The organism is Brevundimonas sanguinis, assembly GCF_029636725.1.
In the GTDB taxonomy this organism is placed as follows: Bacteria; Pseudomonadota; Alphaproteobacteria; order Caulobacterales; family Caulobacteraceae; genus Brevundimonas; species Brevundimonas sanguinis.
The window spans coordinates 1,359,550-1,375,098 of the sequence record NZ_CP116770.1 but is presented as its reverse complement, the minus strand read 5'-3'; the positions used below and the strand labels follow the sequence as shown (position 1 = coordinate 1,375,098).

14 protein-coding genes are annotated in these 15,549 nt (G+C 67.9%); 8 read left to right on the top strand and 6 right to left on the bottom strand.

Features of this window, described 5'->3' with window-relative positions:
- The first annotated feature begins 98 nt into the window (after positions 1 to 98).
- A complete protein-coding gene (locus PIB44_RS06980; RefSeq protein WP_278070859.1) occupies positions 99 to 2,156 on the top strand; it encodes a M13 family metallopeptidase in 2,058 nt (685 codons plus the stop codon).
- Between the two features lie 213 nt (positions 2,157 to 2,369).
- Here the strand turns inward: PIB44_RS06980 and PIB44_RS06975 are convergent, their stop codons facing one another.
- Positions 2,370 to 2,582, bottom strand: a complete 213-nt coding sequence (locus tag PIB44_RS06975) for a YMGG-like glycine zipper-containing protein (protein WP_025976728.1) — start codon at positions 2,580 to 2,582, stop codon at positions 2,370 to 2,372.
- A gap of 218 nt (positions 2,583 to 2,800) precedes the next feature.
- Positions 2,801 to 3,220: a nucleoside-diphosphate kinase gene (gene ndk, locus PIB44_RS06970; protein WP_025976727.1), complete on the bottom strand. Its 420-nt coding sequence runs from the start codon at positions 3,218 to 3,220 to the stop codon at positions 2,801 to 2,803.
- Positions 3,221 to 3,323: 103 nt separating this feature from the next.
- Between ndk and PIB44_RS06965 the strand changes: the two genes are divergently transcribed.
- Together PIB44_RS06965 and PIB44_RS06960 are read left to right on the top strand one after the other, a co-directional pair.
- On the top strand, positions 3,324 to 5,210 hold the full coding sequence (locus PIB44_RS06965) for an ABC-F family ATP-binding cassette domain-containing protein (protein ID WP_278070858.1): 1,887 nt from the start codon (positions 3,324 to 3,326) through the stop codon (positions 5,208 to 5,210).
- Positions 5,210 to 5,452, top strand: a complete 243-nt coding sequence (locus PIB44_RS06960) for a DUF2164 family protein (RefSeq protein ID WP_278070857.1) — start codon at positions 5,210 to 5,212, stop codon at positions 5,450 to 5,452. Before PIB44_RS06965 ends, PIB44_RS06960 begins: the two co-directional genes overlap by 1 nt.
- A gap of 20 nt (positions 5,453 to 5,472) precedes the next feature.
- Here PIB44_RS06960 and PIB44_RS06955 read toward each other — a convergent pair whose 3' ends face one another.
- The 4 genes from PIB44_RS06955 to PIB44_RS06940 are packed head-to-tail and all read right to left on the bottom strand — an operon-like array spanning position 5,473 to position 8,123.
- Positions 5,473 to 5,775 carry a hemolysin gene (locus tag PIB44_RS06955; protein WP_025976723.1) on the bottom strand — a complete coding sequence of 101 codons (303 nt, stop codon included), beginning with the start codon at positions 5,773 to 5,775 and terminating at the stop codon, positions 5,473 to 5,475.
- Between the two features lie 17 nt (positions 5,776 to 5,792).
- A complete protein-coding gene (locus PIB44_RS06950) occupies positions 5,793 to 6,203 on the bottom strand; it encodes a hypothetical protein (protein WP_235599232.1) in 411 nt (136 codons plus the stop codon).
- Positions 6,161 to 6,622, bottom strand: a complete 462-nt coding sequence (locus PIB44_RS06945; protein ID WP_003167123.1) for a DNA polymerase III subunit chi — start codon at positions 6,620 to 6,622, stop codon at positions 6,161 to 6,163. The genes PIB44_RS06950 and PIB44_RS06945 overlap by 43 nt, the downstream gene beginning before the upstream one ends.
- Positions 6,623 to 6,647: 25 nt before the next feature.
- Positions 6,648 to 8,123: a leucyl aminopeptidase gene (locus PIB44_RS06940; protein WP_253120150.1), complete on the bottom strand. Its 1,476-nt coding sequence runs from the start codon at positions 8,121 to 8,123 to the stop codon at positions 6,648 to 6,650.
- Positions 8,124 to 8,281: 158 nt separating this feature from the next.
- Between PIB44_RS06940 and PIB44_RS06935 the strand changes: the two genes are divergently transcribed.
- The 5 genes from PIB44_RS06935 (at position 8,282) to pdxA (ending at position 15,544) form a co-directional block, all read left to right on the top strand.
- Complete coding sequence (locus tag PIB44_RS06935; RefSeq protein ID WP_278070856.1) at positions 8,282 to 9,415, top strand: LptF/LptG family permease; 1,134 nt, start codon at positions 8,282 to 8,284, stop codon at positions 9,413 to 9,415.
- Positions 9,412 to 10,515, top strand: coding sequence for an LPS export ABC transporter permease LptG (gene lptG / locus PIB44_RS06930; RefSeq protein ID WP_278070855.1), 1,104 nt, complete (start codon positions 9,412 to 9,414; stop codon positions 10,513 to 10,515). Before PIB44_RS06935 ends, lptG begins: the two co-directional genes overlap by 4 nt.
- 40 nt (positions 10,516 to 10,555) lie before the next feature.
- The gene (locus PIB44_RS06925) at positions 10,556 to 13,048 is read left to right on the top strand and encodes an LPS-assembly protein LptD (RefSeq protein ID WP_278070854.1); all 2,493 of its coding nucleotides are present in this window, start codon (positions 10,556 to 10,558) and stop codon (positions 13,046 to 13,048) included.
- A gap of 112 nt (positions 13,049 to 13,160) precedes the next feature.
- On the top strand, positions 13,161 to 14,528 hold the full coding sequence (locus tag PIB44_RS06920; protein ID WP_278070853.1) for a peptidylprolyl isomerase: 1,368 nt from the start codon (positions 13,161 to 13,163) through the stop codon (positions 14,526 to 14,528).
- Entirely contained in the window at positions 14,525 to 15,544 is a 1,020-nt protein-coding gene (gene pdxA, locus PIB44_RS06915) for a 4-hydroxythreonine-4-phosphate dehydrogenase PdxA (protein ID WP_278070852.1), read from the top strand. The genes PIB44_RS06920 and pdxA overlap by 4 nt, the downstream gene beginning before the upstream one ends.
- Positions 15,545 to 15,549 lie beyond the last annotated feature (5 nt).

Here is a 15,549-nt window from a genome sequence, read left to right as displayed (position 1 = left end):
GCGACAGCCGGTCGCACGCAGGCGCAGGTTGCCCGCAAGCACGAACGCGCCTTCCTGACGGCGCTATCGCGCACGTCTGCACCACTGGGAAAGACCCGATGATGAAAACCCGCCTGATGGGCGCCGCCGCCATGGCGCTCGCCCTCGCCTTCACCGCTCAACCGACCCTCGCTCAACACGCCCACGCCTCGACGGCTGCCTCCACCGCGCCCGAGATCAAGCCCTGGGGCTTCGACCTGGACGGTCGCGACCTGACGGTGAAGCCGGGCGACGACTTCAACGCCTACGCCAACGGCGTCTATCTGAAGAACACGGAAATTCCGTCGGACAAGGCCCGCTTCGGCCCGTTCGACGTCCTGTATGAGAACTCGCAGGCCCAGCTGCGCGCCATCATCGAGGCCAGCGCCGCCAACCCGGCCAACGCCAACGCCCAGAAGGTGGGCGCCCTGTACGCCAGCTTCATGGACGAGGCTCGCGTCAACCAACTGGGCGCCCAGCCCCTGGCCGCCGATCTGGCCGCCATCCGCGCCGTGGCGAACCACAGCGACATGGCCCGCCTGATGGGCGCCAGCCACGAAGGCTTCGGCGGCTCCCTGTTCGGCTTGGCGGTGTTCGAGGACCTGCAGGACCCGAACATCAACTCGGCCTATCTGGGTCAGGGCGGCCTGGGCCTGCCGGACCGCGACTACTACCTGAAGCCGGACTTCGCCCCTCAGCGTGAAGCCTACGTCGCCTATGTCACGCGCGCTCTGACGGCCGCAGGCTGGGACAACCCGGCGCAGGCCGCCGCCGACATCCTGGCCTTCGAGACCAAGGTCGCCGAGAAGCACTGGACCACTGTCGAGCGTCGCCAGATCGACAAGATCTACAACCCCACCCCGGCCGCGCAACTGGCGACCTTTGCGCCGGGCTTCGACTGGGCCGCCTTCCTGCAGGCGTCCAAGGTCGAGACCGTGCCGACCCTGGTGCTGATGGAGAACACCGCCATCCCAGGCATCGCCCAGGTGTTCGCCGATGCGCCGATCGAGACGCTGAAGGCCTGGCAGGCCTTCCAGACCGTCGATCAGGCCAGCCCCTATCTGTCCGACGCCTTCGTGGACTCGCGCTTCGAGTTCCGCGGCAAGACCCTGCGCGGCCAACCCGAAAACCGTCCGCGCTGGAACCGCGGCGTGGTCCTGGTCGACGGCCAGTTGGGCGAGGTTCTGGGCCAGGAATACGTCCGCCTGCACTTCCCCGCGTCGTCCAAGACGCAGATGGAGACGCTGGTCGCCAACCTCAGGGACGCCATGACCGAGCGCCTGAAGGCGCTGGACTGGATGAGCGAGGCCACGCGCGAGCAGGCCCTGCTGAAGATGTCCAAGTTCGGCGTGAAGATCGGCTATCCCGAGAAGTGGCGCGACTATGACGGGCTGGAGCTGAAGGCCGACGACCTCTACGGCAACGTCGAGCGCGCCGCCGCCTTCGACTGGGCCTGGAACCGCGGCAAGATCGGCCAGCCGGTCGATCCGCTGGAGTGGGGCATGACGCCCCAGACGGTGAACGCCTACTACAACCCGCCGCGCAACGAGATCGTCTTCCCGGCCGCCATCCTGCAGGCGCCCTTCTTCGACCCGAACGCCGATCCGGCGGTCAACTACGGCGGCATCGGCGCCGTGATCGGCCACGAAATCACCCACGGCTTCGACGATCAGGGCCGCAAGACCGACGCCAACGGCGTGCTGCGCGACTGGTGGACGCCCGAGGACGCCGCCCGCTTCAAGGAGCGCGCCAAGACGCTGGGCGCCATCTACGCCGCCCAGGAGCCGGTGCCGGGCACGCCCATCAACGGCGACCTGACCATGGGCGAGAACATCGCCGACCTCGGCGGTCTGCTGATGGCGCTGGACGCCTATAAGCGCAGCCTCAACGGTCAACCGGCGCCAGTGATCGACGGACTGACGGGCGAACAGCGCGTTTTCCTGGGCTGGGCCCAGGTGTGGCGCGAGAAGTCGCGTGAAGAGGCTCTGAAAGAGCAGTTGACCACCGACCCGCACTCGCCCGGCATGGCGCGGGCCGCCACTCCGCCGCGCAACATCGACGCCTGGTACGCCGCCTTCGGCGTCACCCCGGATCAGGCGCAATACATCGCCCCCGAAAAGCGCGCCCGGATCTGGTAGCCGGCGCGCCCGGCGACGGACAAAGGAAAGGGCGTCGGCCGCAAAGCCGACGCCCTTTTTTCTCCTCCCCATTCCATGGGGAAGTGGATCGGCGCCGAAGGTGGCGAGACGGAGGGGCCGCTTGTTTCCGCTGAGCTGGGATTAATCGCCCGCCCCAGCTCGCCCCTCCACCACTTCGTGGTCCCCCTCCCCACTTTGTGGGGAGGAAAGCGGTTACTCGTTGGGCTTCTTCGGCGTGGTGGCCGCGCCGGCCACGGCGCCGATGACGCCCCCGGCGACGGTCGCGCCGGTGTTGCCGCCGATCGCCTGACCAGCGACCGCACCGCCCAGGGCGCCCGTGGCGGCGCGTTGTTCCGTGGTGGTGCCGCAGGCGGCAAGCAGAGCCGTCAGGCCCAGCACAGGGGCAAGCTTCAGCATCGTCTTCATGGCGGTCATCCTTATTGTTGCGAGCGAGCGTAACGAGACCGTGAAAACGAAACGGCCCGCCCCCGGTTCCGGGAGCGGGCCGAATTGTCACACAGCTTGACCGCAAACGATCAAGCCGCGTCGGGTCGAAAGGGCGAAGCCTTTTGACTGCGGCTCAGAAAACCAAACCGCGTCGGGTCGGGAGGTCCCGAAGGGCCGACGAGCGCGGCCCTTCAGCATCAGCCGACGATGTCGGCGTCCGTGAAGAACTGCTCGATCTCGATCTTGGCGTTCTCCAGCGAGTCCGAACCGTGGACCGAGTTCTCGCCGATCGACAGGGCGAACAGCTTGCGGATGGTGCCTTCAGCGGCGTCGTTCGGGTTGGTGGCGCCCATGACTTCGCGGTATTTGGCGACGGCGTTGTCGCCTTCCAGCACCTGCACGACCACCGGCTCGGCGATCATCTGCGACACCAGTTCGCCGTAGAAGGGACGCTCGGCGTGCACTTCATAGAATTTCTTGGCTTGGGCTTCGGTCAGCTTGATGCGGCGCTGGCCGACGATGCGCAGGCCGGCGCCTTCGATGACGGCGTTGATGGCGCCCGTCAGGTTGCGGCGCGTGGCGTCGGGCTTGATGATCGAGAACGTGCGTTCGGTCATGGGAGTGACTTCTTGTTTGGGTGTTTGAGGGTCGGCGGCTTATAGCGAGCGCCGCACATCTTTCCAATATCCCCGCTTGTAAGCCTTTTTCGTTCCGGATCCCATGCTGCAGATCAAAAACCTGACCTACAACGCTTGGGGCCGAGAGTTCCTGGACGACGCCTCCGTCAGCCTGCCGCCGGGGTCCAAGGTCGGGCTGGTCGGCCGCAACGGCATCGGCAAGTCGACCCTGTTCAAGCTGATCCTGGGCGAGCTGGCCGCCAACGGCGACGAAATCTCCCTGCCCAAGACCGCCCGCATCGGCTCGGTCGATCAGGAACACCCCGCCACGCCGGTCAGCGTTCTGGACACCATCCTGGAAGCCGACGTCGAGCGCCACGACCTGCTGACCCGGCTGGAAACCGCCGAACCCGAGGAAATGGGCGAGATCTGGGGCCGTCTGATCGAGATCGACGCCGACAGCGCCCCCTCGCGCGCCTCTGAAATCCTGGTCGGCCTTGGCTTCAGCCAGGAGGACATGCTTCGCCCGATGGCCGAGTTCTCGGGCGGCTGGCGGATGCGCGTGGCCCTGGCCGCCGCCCTGTTCGCCGAGCCGGACATGCTGCTGCTGGACGAACCGACCAACTACCTCGACCTGGAAGGCGCCCTTTGGCTGGAGCAGCGGCTGAAGCGCTATCCGCACACGGCCCTGATCATCAGCCACGACCGCGAGCTGCTGAACGGCGTCTGCACCCACATCCTGCAGCTGTCGAACCGCAAGCTGGACCTCTACACCGGCAACTACGACACCTTCGAAAAGACGCGGGCCGAGAAACTGCGCCTGATGGAGGCCAACAAATCCAAGCAGGACGCCGAGCGCGCCCACCTGCAGAAGTTCATCGACCGCTTCAAGGCCAAGGCGTCGAAGGCGACGCAGGCCCAGTCGCGCGTCAAGCGGCTGGAGAAGATGCAGCGCATCGAACTGCCGCCCGAAGAACGCGTCGCCCCCTTCACCCTGCCCTCGCCCGAACGCCCCCTGCCCCCGCCGCTGATCCGGCTGGAGAAGGCCAATGTCGGCTATGAGCCGGGCAAGCCCATCTTGCGGAACCTGAACCTGCGGATGGACCTGGACGACCGCATCGGCCTGCTGGGCGTCAACGGGGCGGGCAAGTCCACCTTCGCCAAGCTGATCGCCAAGGCGCTGACCATCGAGACGGGCGAGTTCCACCGCGACGGGAAGATGCGCGTGGGCTGGTTCCACCAGCACCAGATCGAGGCGATGGACCCGACCGACACGCCGCTGGAGATCATCCGCCGCGCCATGCCGGACGCCTCGGAAAGCAGCCGCCGCAGCCGTCTGGCCCAGTTCGGCCTGCCCTTCGAGAAGCAGGAGACCACCGTCGGCTCCCTGTCGGGCGGCGAGCGGGCGCGTCTGCTGCTGAACCTGGTGGCGATGGATGCGCCGCACATCCTGATCCTGGACGAACCGACCAACCACCTGGACATCGACAGCCGCCGCGCCCTTCTGGACGCGCTGAACGAATATACCGGCGCGGTCATCCTGATCACCCACGACCGCTCGCTGATGGAGCTGGTGGCCGACCGCCTGTGGCTGGCCGCCGACGGCACGGTGAAGCCGTTCGACGGCGACATGGACGACTATCAGAAGTTCGTCCTGGACCGCGCCAAGCAGGCCGGCATGAAGCCGAGCCAGGTCAAGCACGAGGAAGCCGTGGCCGAGGCCCCCGCGCCCTCCGCCGCGCCCAAGGCCGAGAAGAAGAAGGGACCGTCCCCGTCCACCCTTCGCCATGCGGTGAAGAAGGCCGAGGACCGAATGGCCCAGCTGACCGCCGATCTGGCGCGTCTGGACGACGATTTGGCCAACGCCGCCGTCAGTGACCCCAAGAAGCTGGAAGGCCTGACTCGCGCCCGCGCCAAGGCCCAGGCCGACCTGGATCAGGCCGAGGCCGACTGGATCGCCGCCGAGGAAGCTCTGGCCGAGGTGTCGTAATGAGCAAGGCGCCGCCCCTGTTGACCAAGGACGAGATGCAGGAGGCGGCCGCCCGCCTGCAGACCTATCTGCGCGACGAAATGGAGGTCGAGGTCGGCCGCCTGCCCGCCGAAATGCTGGTCGAGTTCATCGGTCGGGACATCGGCCGCCTGTTCTACAACCGCGGCCTGCGCGACGCCGAAACCGTGGTGCGCCAGAAGGTCGAGGACGTCGCCGACGCCCTCTACGGCCTGGAACGATAAGTCCCGCCCCCTGATCCCGATCAGCCGCAGCTGACGCGCGTCACGATGTCCGTCTTGTCGTCGTAGGTGAAGGTCACGCGGTTGTCGCGATAGTCCATCGTCGCCGCGCAACTGCTGCACAGGACGCGGAAGATGCGGCCTTCCGGGGCAGCCGGAATGGTCGAGCGATTGCGGCCGACATACTCCTGATAGTCGCTGGCCTTGCAGGCAACCGGCGTCGCCTCGCCGCCCGGCGCGGTCGTCGTCCCGCCCCCTTGCGTCGGCGCACAGGCCGCCAGGACCAGGAAGCCTGCGGCGGCGCTCAGCGTCAGAAATGACTTCATAACGTCGTCCCTCATGATCATCCGCAGCGGACCTGTTCGATCAGGCCTGTGCGCTGGTTGTAGAAGATGTTGAGCCGATAGGGCGAATAGTCCTCGGTGATCGGGCAGGTCGTGCAGGCGACCCGACGGTTCACCACATCCACCGGAACGGGTATTTCAGTCCGAGGTTTCCCAATCAGCCACTGAAACTCATCCGCCTTGCACATGGCGACGCCCGAAGCATTGCGGATGCCCGGCTCGGAGAGATAGGGACGCTCGGTCGGCGATGCGGGCGCGGCCGGCGTGACCGGCGGATAGTTCGAATGGGCGGCCGTCCGCGTCGTAGTCGTGGCGTTTGGGGGCGGCGCAGCGCAGGCCGCGACAGCCAGCGCGCCAAGCGTCAGGATCAGGCCGCCTTTTCCCAGCGCCCTTCGTCCGACTGTTTCCAATAGGCTAGGTCGGCGCCGTCCGCCTTCAGCGTCCGCCAGCGCCCGCGCGCATGGTTCAGCGCCTGCTCGTCCCGACCGTCGAAGATGATGAAGCAACGTGCGAACTCCTGCGTGGCCCCAAGCTCTGAATCATCGACGATGAACAGCGCCTGAGCGCCATTCAGATTCTCGCCCGATTCGGACAGAAGCACAGGCTGGCGCGCGGCGTGGTCGCCATCGGCCCGTCCGTGAGGCAGGAAGCTATCGTCGCGATAGGTCCACAACAGCTCGTCGATATCGTCGAGCCGATGCGAGGTCGCCCCCCGGATCAGGGCGCGCCAGCCCCGCTGAAGCGTGCGCTCCAGCAGGGTCGGCAGCACCTGTTCCAGCGTCGACCGCTCCAGGTGGTAGAACCAGATTTCCGGCTTGGCGTCAGACACCCGGCCCTACCCTGCTGAACAAAACTCAGCCTTCGTAGTGGTCGGCGACCATGCGGTCGAGCAGACGCACGCCATAGCCCACGGCGCCGTCCGGCACGGTCGGGTTCTTGGAGTCCTTCACCCAGGCGGTCGAGGCGATGTCGATGTGCGCCCACGGCACGCCGTTGGTGAAGCGTTGCAGGAACAGGGCGGCGGTGATCGAGCCGCCGGCGCGGCCATTGCCCATGTTCTTCACATCGGCGATCGGGCTGTCGATGTGGCGGTCGTATTCCGCCGGGATCGGCATGCGCCAGGACTTCTCGCCCACCTTCGGACCGGCGTCGGCGATGTTGGCCGCCAGTTCGTCGCTGTTGGTGAAGACGCCCGCATATTCCAGGCCCAGCGAGATGATGATGGCGCCCGTCAGGGTGGCCAGGTCGATCATGAACTTCGGCTTGAAGCGGTCCTGCGTGTACCAGAGGGCGTCGGCCAGAACGAGGCGGCCTTCGGCGTCGGTGTTCAGCACTTCGATGGTCTGGCCCGACATGGAGGTGACCACGTCGCCCGGACGCTGGGCGTTTCCGTCCGGCATGTTCTCGACCAGGCCCAGGACGCCGACGGCGTTCACCTTGGCCTTGCGGCCCGCCAGGGCGTGCATCAGGCCGGCCACGGCGGCGGCGCCGCCCATGTCCCACTTCATCTCTTCCATGCCCTCGGCGGGCTTCAGGCTGATGCCGCCGGTGTCGAAGCAGACGCCCTTGCCGACGAAGGCGATGGGGGCCTCGCCCTCCTTGCCGCCGTTCCACTGGATAACGGCCAGCTGGCTTTCACGCACCGAGCCCATGCCGACGCCAAGCAGCGAGCCCATGCCCAGCTTCTCCATCTCGGCCTCGCCCAGGATCTCGACCTTGGCGCCCAGGGCCTCCAGCTCCTTCACGCGGCGCGCGAACTCGACCGGGTGCAGGATGTTGGCGGGCTCCGACACCAGATCGCGCGCGAACAGCACGGCGTCGGCCACGGCCGACAGCGGGCCGAAGGCGGCCTCGGCGGCCTTCACGTCCGAGGTCACGACGCGCACCGTCGTCACCGACGGAATCTTGTCGGCCTTCTGCTTGGTCAGATATTTGGCGAAGCGATAGGCGGCCAGGCGAACGGCGAAACCGGCGCGGGCGGCCAGCTCCGGCGACAGGTGCGACGCCTCGATGGTCAGGACTTCGGCGCCCGACATCTTGGTCGCCTGATAGGCGGCGGCGGCGGCGGTTTCGACCGCCAGATCGTCCTGCTTGTCCGCCGCGCCCGCGCCGACCATCAGCACGGCGTTCGCGTCGATCCCGGCCGGGGCCGCGACGTTCAGGCTGCTGTTGGCGGCGCCGTTGAAGCGGCTGTTCTTCATCGCCTTGGTCAGGGCGCCCGAGGCCGCCTGATCCAGCGCCGAACCGGCGCCGGCGAGGGCTCGTCCTTCATGCACCAGCACGGCGAGAATTTCTGCGGCGCCGGGCGAAGCGACGAATTCGATTTTCATGAAACTGACTCCAGACCGGAAGAACCTGTCCCGATCACGCTTGAATTTGCCATGGTCGCGGCGACGGTTTCGTCGGGGCGGCCGGATGTGTATTACATGGCTCGCATCGCCCCGGGCTGCAACACGTTCGCAGCCGATTATACGACCTTTCCGGCCTTATGACCCTGATCCAGAGGTATCTTTTCCGCCAGATCGGCCTGCCCGTCGTGGCGGCGGTCGCGGCGCTGGCCGGCATCGGCCTGCTGAGCCAGAGCCTGGATCAGCTGGAAGTCATCGTCGAGCGCGGACAGAGCGTCTGGGTCATGGTCAAGCTTACCCTGCTGGCCCTGCCGCAGCTGATCGCCGTCATCCTGCCCATCGGCCTGTTCGTCGGCGCCCTGATCGCCCTGACGCGGCTGCAGCGCGAGCAGGAGCTGACCGCCGCCTACGCCGCCGGGGTCAGCCGCTGGGCCCTGATCCGGCCCGCCCTGCAGATCGCCTTGATCGTCACCGTCATCGCCCTTTTGGTGAACGTCTTCGTCCAGCCGTGGGCCCAGCGCGAAGGCCGTCGTCAGGCCTTCGCCATCCGCACCGACCTGGCCGCCCTGCTGGTCGAAGAAGGCCAGTTCGTCCAGGGGCCCGACGGCCTGACCGTCTACGTCCAGCAGATCGAGCAGAACGGGCTGATGAAGAACCTCTTCGTCTATCTGGACAACGGCAAGACGGTCACCACCTGGGACGCCGAAACCGCCCGATTCGGTCGCGTCGACGGCCTGCCGGTGCTGACCATGCAGAACGGGTCGATGCAGCGCTATTCCTCGCGCGAGGTGTTGAACCAGCTGTCGTTCGACCAGCAGGTGTTCGACCTGTCGCCCTACGCCAAGACCACCGAGCGCATCCGTTTCAAGCCGTCGGACCTGTGGCTGACTGACCTGTTCGACCCGACGCCCGCCCTGCTTGAGACCGCTGGAACGCGGGGCGAGCTGGCGGCCGAGGGCCATTCGCGCCTCGCTTCGCCCTTCTACGCCCTGGCGGCGATGGCCTTTGCCCTGGCGGCCATTCTAGGCGGCGCCTTCAGCCGGACAGGCTACACCGGCCGCATCGCCAAGGCGGCGGGCGCCTTCCTGCTGCTGCGCGTCATCGGCTACGGTCTGGTCGCGGCCAGCGCCTGGAACGGCGCCTTGAACATCCTGCAATATGTCGTGCCGCTGGCCGCCACGGCCCTGGCCCTGCGCGTCCTGTTCCGCGCGCTCAAGCCGCGCCGTCGCCGCGCCGGATCGCCGCTGGCCCGCGTGAAGGCGAGGCTCGCATGAAATTCCGTCTCGGCCGCATCGAACGTTATGTCCTGATCCAGCAGATGAAGTCGCTGGGCGTAGCCTTCGCCGTCATCGCCGCCCTGGTCATGCTGATCGACTTCGTCGAGGTCTCGCGCGGGCTGAACTCCTCGGGCGAGCTGTCCAGCGCGCGGATTTTCGGCCTGGTGCTGGTCAAGTCGCCCTCGGTCATCCTCCAGCTCCTGCCCTTCGTCTTCCTGTTCGGGACCCTGGGCGCCTTTGTCAGCCTGAACCGGCGCAGCGAACTGATCGCCATGCGGGCGGCGGGCGTGTCGGCCTGGCGCTTCGTCCTGCCCGCGGCGGGCGCCGCCGTGCTGCTGGGCGCCCTGACCGTCACCGTTCTGGGCCCAATAGCCGCCGCGGGCGACGGCGTCTGGCAGCGTGAGCGCGGGCGCATCTCCGGCTCGACGCCCGGAGGCGATTCACGCGAATCCGTCTGGCTGCGCGAAGGCGACGAGAACCGCCAGATGATCATTCGCGGCGGACGGCAGGACCCGGCCACCGGCCGCCTGCTGGACGCGACCTTCTTCATCTACACCACGACCTCCGGCGGCCATCGCGTCTTCACCGAGCGGGTCGATGCGGCCACGGCCACCCTGAACGCTGGGCGCTGGCGCCTGACCGACGCCTCGGGCGCGCAGACGGGCCAGCGGGCGGTCCGCTACGCCACCTTGGATCTGCCGTCCAACCTGGCCGACAAGGAAGCCTTCCAGCGCTTCGCCCGGCCCCAGTCCACGCCCTTCTGGTCCCTGCCCAACCAGATTCGCCGCATTGAAGACGCCGGCTTCGCCTCCACCGCCTATCGCTTGCGGTTGCAGCAGCTGCTGGCCACGCCGCTGGTCTTCGGCGCCATGTCGATCCTGGCGGCGGCCTTCTCGCTGCGGCTGATGCGTCTGGGCGATCTGGCGCGGATGACGGTGGCGGCCGTGGTGCTGGGCTTCGCCTTCTTCTTCCTGAATCAGTTCTCCTCGGCCATGGGCTCGGCTGAGGTCGTGCCGCCGGTCATCGCCGCCTGGCTGCCGCCCATATTGACGGCTCTCGCCGCCTTTACCTTGCTGTTCTATACCGAAGACGGCTAATCGGGCGGTTTCCGCCCGGCCGGTAATGAGTGGACTCCGCATGACCCATCGCCGCCTCCCCCGTATGGGAGCCCTGCGCCTTCGGCTGTTGACCGGCGCGGCGTTGGTCATAGGCGCGCCCCTCTCATCGCTGGCGTTCGCCTCGGCCGCACAGGCCCAGACGGCGCCCGTCCCCGTTCAGGCCCCGGCGCAGACCGCGCCCCAGACCACGACCGAGGCCGCCCCCGGCGCCGACGGCCTGACGCCCGACGCCGTCTTCGTGGACGCCGATTCCGCTCAGCGTCAGGGCGACGTCATCTCGGCCCAGGGCTCGGACGAGGATCGGGTCATGGCCCGCTTTCAGGACCACAGCCTGCGCGCTCAGGACCTCACCTATGACCTCCAGAACCGCGTGGCCACGGCCTCGGGCGACGCCGAGCTGACGGCGCCGGACGGTTCGGTCGTCCACGCCCAGCGGATCGAACTGGATTCCGACCTCAAGGCGGGCGTCGCCGTCGACCTGGCCACCCGCCTATCCAACGGCTCCAGCCTGATGGCCGCCACCGCCGTGCGACGCTCCGAGACGGTCAGCGAGCTGAACAACGTCATCTTCACCCCCTGCCCGATCTGCACCGTGGACGGCGCGGCCAAGACGCCCAGCGTCTCCATCCAGGCGTCTAAGGCGGTCCAGAACGAAGAGCTGCGCGCGATCCTGTATCGCGACGTGGTGTTCCGGCTGGGCGGGGTGCCCATCTTCTATCTGCCGGTCTTCTCGCATCCCGATCCGACCGTGGATCGCGCGTCGGGTTTCCTGGTGCCGTGGGGCGACTATCAGGCGGGACGCGGGGTCTCGCTGGAGATTCCCTATCTGCACGTCATCTCGCCCTCTGAAGACGTGCTGGTCAGCCCCCAGTTCAACACCAAGGTCGCCCCGCTGCTGAACCTGCAGTGGCGCAAGCGATTCACCGACGGGATGATCGTCGCGCGCGGCGGCGCCACCTACGGCCGAAGCTTCGGCGACTTCGACCTGGACGGCGACGGCCAGGCGGAAAGCAACGTCCGTTTCGGCGACACGACGACGCGCAGCTATCTGCTGGCTCACGGCAAGTTCGATCCCGACGGCCCGTGGCGCTGGGGCTTCACCGCCGAGCGGGTTTCGGACAAGACCCTGTTCGACCGCTACGACATCCGCGACGCCTATCAGGACAACGGCCTCTACTACGGCGACAGCCGCCGCCTGATCAGCCAGATCTACGCCGAGCGCCAGACCGAGCGGTCCTATCTGTCGGTCGCGGCCTTCACCTTGCAGAGCCTGCGGGTGGCCGAGTTCAACCCGATCACCCCGGCCTTGAACGTCTTTGAAGACGACAACACCCTGCCGCTGGTCGCGCCGCTGATCGAGGCGCGCTGGGAGCCTGAAGGCCCCGTGCTGGGCGGTCGCCTGCGCCTGCGCGGCTCGGCCGTGGCGCTGACGCGCGACGCCTATGTCGGCTTCCCAACCCTGGCGCCCGAACTGATTCCCGCCGGGCCGACCGACGACCTGCCCGGCGTCGACAGTCGCCGCATCACCGGCCAGGCTGAGTGGCGCCGGGTGCTGACCTCGCCCATCGGCGTGCGGTGGGAGCCTTTCGTGGACCTGCGCGCCGACGTCTATTCGGTCGATGATCTGCCGCCCGCCCTCGGCGTCGAGGACAAGACCCATTTCCGCGCGCGGACCAGCGCCGGGGTCGATGTCAGCTATCCGCTGTATCGCCGCCTCAGCGCCTCGTCCGACCTGATCCTTGAGCCGATGGCCCAGCTGTCGATCTCGAACAAGGCCGACCTGGACCCGCGCATCCCGAACGAAGACAGCCAGATCACCGAACTGGATCACCTGTCCCTGTTCCGCATGGACCGCTTCCCCGGCTACGACCTGCTGGAGGGCGGCCTGCGCTTCACGGCGGGCGCCCGCGCCACCCTGCGCTGGGACGAGGTGCGCTCGGCCAGCCTGTTCATCGGCCGCAGCATGCGCGCCGACGACCAGGACGAATATCTGACGCCGATCCCGGATGATCCGGCCCGCCTCTATGACCCGTCGGGTCTGGCCAGCCGCACCTCGGACTGGGTGGTTCAGGGGACGTTCAATCCGTCGGACCGGATGCGCGGCTGGTTCCACGCCACCGTCGACGGCAATGGCGAGATTCGCCGCGCCGAAGCGACGGTCGACGGCCGCTGGGGTCGCCGCAACCTGGCCAGCGTCAGCTACATCGTCGACCGCTCCAATCCGCTGGACGGACCCGAGAACCGCAACTACGAATTCGTCCAACTGTCGGCCAACCAGTTCGTCTATGGCAACTGGGGCGTGGCGGTGACCGGCATCGCCGATCTGGAACGCGACATCATCACCCGCTCGGAGGTCGGCCTGTTGTTTGACGACGACTGTTTCCGCATCGAGCTGGGCTGGCGTCGCGACAACACCCGCGTGCGCCCCACCGGCCCGGCCGAGGGCGTCTATATCCGTCTTAACCTCGCCACTTTTGGAGGTTCAGGCTATGATCGCGGCAATATGCGGTAGGCATGGCGTGGATTGCGGCTTACGGGGACGTGCGCCCTGGCGCGGCGGCGCGGACAGCGTCGCTTACCGGATTGGGCCGGATTGGGACCGCTTTAGGGAATCAGGACTGACGATGCGTTTGAAGCGTTACTCTACGGGAGCCGCCCTGGCCGCCCTCATGGTCGTGGCGGCCGTGGAGCCTTCATGGGCCCAGACGGCGCCGGCGGCTCAGGCTCAGCCCCCCGCCCAGCCCGCAGCCGGAGCCCTGAATCCGGCGGCGGAAGAAGCGCCTCAGCGCGCGACGCCGGCGCCTCAGTTCCGCATGGCCGACGGCATCATCGCTACGGTCAACGACCGCATCATCACGGGCTTCGACCTGCGCCAGAGGATGCTGGTCGTCATGGCCATGTCCCAGTTGCAGCCGACCGAAGAAAACATCGCCGCCATCCAGCAGCAGGCGCTCAACGACCTGATCGAACAGCATCTCCAGGCGCAGGAAATCGCCAAGTTCGACCAGTTGAAGATCACCGACGACGAGGTTGATCGCGAAATCGCCGACATGGCCCGCCAGGCCGGCGCCAGCCCCGAATCCTTCCTCGCCTTCCTGCAACAGGGCGGCATCGCCCTTCCCGCCTTCCGCGAACAGATCCGCACCGAGGTGGGCTGGCGCGAACTGGTTGGCGGCCGCTTCCGCGACCGCGCCCGCGTCAGCAAGAGCCAGGTCGACCAGGCCGTGCGCCAGCTGACGGAATCAGCCACCAAGCCCCAGTATCTGGTCGGGGAGATCTACCTCGAAGCGGCCCGCGTCGGCGGGATGCAGGAAGCCATGAACGGCGCGCGCCAGTTGGTGCAGCAGATGATCCAGGGCGCCCCCTTCATGGCCGTGGCGCGCCAGTTCTCGGCCGCTCCTTCAGCCGCGCGCGGCGGCGACGCCGGGTGGATCGTCAAGGGCGCCGCCCAGCCCGCCCTGGAAACGGTCATGGAGACCCTGGAAGTCGGTCAGCTGTCCAACCCGATCCCCGTCGATGGCGGCGTCTACATCCTGTACATGCGCGACAAGCGCTCGGGCGCCTCGACCAGCATGGTCAAGATGAAGCAGGTCATGATCGAACTGCCCGAGACCGCCGACGAGGCTCAGGTCGCCGCCGCGACCCAGCGTCTCGAGGCCCTGCGCGGCCAACTGACGTGCGACAACATCCTGACCCGCGCACGCTCTGAGACGGGCCTGCTCGGCGCCGACCTGGGCGAAAGCGACGTCGACGATCTGGCGCCGCAGTTCCAGCAGGTCGCCCGCTCGGCCGAGATCGGCTCGGTCAGCACGGCGGTGCGTACGCCTCTGGGCGTCCACCTGCTGGCTGTCTGCGACCGCCGCCTGGGCGGCCCGGAAGCCCCCTCGCCGCAACAGGTCGAAGCGCGTCTGCAGAATCAGAACTACGCCATGCTGGGCCGCCGCTATCTGCGCGACCTGCGTGAAGACGCCCTGATCGAAATCAAGCAATGACGATGCTCCGGCCGCTCATCGTCACGATGGGCGACCCCGCCGGGGTCGGGCCGGAGATCATCGCCCGCGCCTGGTCGGCGCTGTCGTCGCCGCCCGGCCCTGTCGCCCCGATCACGCCCTTCGTCGTGGTCGGCGACGCGCAGGTGCTGAAGGCCCAGGGCCAGCCGGTCGAGGCGGTGCTGAGCCCGTCGGACGCAGCCTCCGTCTTCAGCCGCGCCATCCCTGTCCTGCACCATCCGGCGCCCGCGCCCGCGACGCCCGGCCAGCCCGAACCCGCCAACGCCGTCGCCGTGGCCGACTGGATCGAGCGCGGCGTCGATCTGGTGCTGTCGGGCGAAGGCTCCGGTCTGGTGACGGCGCCCATCGCCAAGGCGCCCATGTACGCCTCCGGCTTCCGCTTTCCGGGCCACACCGAGTTCATCGCCGAACTGACCGCCGACGTTCCGTTCAGCGGCACGCGCGGCCCGGTGATGATGCTGACGGCGAAAGACCTGCGCGCCTGCCTCGTCACCATTCATGTGCCGATCGACCAGCTGCCCGAGCTGGTGACCGGCGAGCGCGTCGCCCGGGTCGCCCGCGTCGTCCACGAATCGATGAAGCGCGATTTCGGCATCGCCGCCCCGCGCCTGGCCATGGCCGCGCTCAACCCCCACGCGGGCGAAGGCGGCGCCATCGGCCTGCAGGAGGCGACGGTCCTGCGCCCCGCCGCCGAGGCCCTGCGCGCCGAAGGCCTGAACATCACCGATCCCCTGCCCGCCGACACCCTGTTCCACGAGGAAGCGCGAGCGCGCTACGACGCCGTGGTCTGCCTCTATCACGACCAGGCGCTGATCCCGGTGAAGACGCTGGACTTCTGGGGCGGGGTGAACGCCACCCTCGGCCTGCCCATCGTCCGCACCTCGCCCGACCACGGCACCGGCTTCGACATCGCCGGCAAGGGCGTGGCCCGCGCCGACAGCTTCATCGCCGCCGTCCGCCTGGCCTCCGAGATGGCGTCCGCCCGCGCGAACCGCTAACAGGC

Coding starts and splice junctions, on each gene's coding strand:
- PIB44_RS06980 (WP_278070859.1), top strand. CDS start 99: ATGATGAAAACCCGCCTGATGGGCGCCGCCGCCATGGCGCTCGCCCTC.
- PIB44_RS06975 (WP_025976728.1), bottom strand. CDS start 2,582: ATGAAGACGATGCTGAAGCTTGCCCCTGTGCTGGGCCTGACGGCTCTG.
- ndk (WP_025976727.1), bottom strand. CDS start 3,220: ATGACCGAACGCACGTTCTCGATCATCAAGCCCGACGCCACGCGCCGC.
- PIB44_RS06965 (WP_278070858.1), top strand. CDS start 3,324: ATGCTGCAGATCAAAAACCTGACCTACAACGCTTGGGGCCGAGAGTTC.
- PIB44_RS06960 (WP_278070857.1), top strand. CDS start 5,210: ATGAGCAAGGCGCCGCCCCTGTTGACCAAGGACGAGATGCAGGAGGCG.
- PIB44_RS06955 (WP_025976723.1), bottom strand. CDS start 5,775: ATGAAGTCATTTCTGACGCTGAGCGCCGCCGCAGGCTTCCTGGTCCTG.
- PIB44_RS06940 (WP_253120150.1), bottom strand. CDS start 8,123: ATGAAAATCGAATTCGTCGCTTCGCCCGGCGCCGCAGAAATTCTCGCC.
- PIB44_RS06935 (WP_278070856.1), top strand. CDS start 8,282: ATGACCCTGATCCAGAGGTATCTTTTCCGCCAGATCGGCCTGCCCGTC.
- lptG (WP_278070855.1), top strand. CDS start 9,412: ATGAAATTCCGTCTCGGCCGCATCGAACGTTATGTCCTGATCCAGCAG.
- PIB44_RS06925 (WP_278070854.1), top strand. CDS start 10,556: ATGACCCATCGCCGCCTCCCCCGTATGGGAGCCCTGCGCCTTCGGCTG.
- PIB44_RS06920 (WP_278070853.1), top strand. CDS start 13,161: ATGCGTTTGAAGCGTTACTCTACGGGAGCCGCCCTGGCCGCCCTCATG.
- pdxA (WP_278070852.1), top strand. CDS start 14,525: ATGACGATGCTCCGGCCGCTCATCGTCACGATGGGCGACCCCGCCGGG.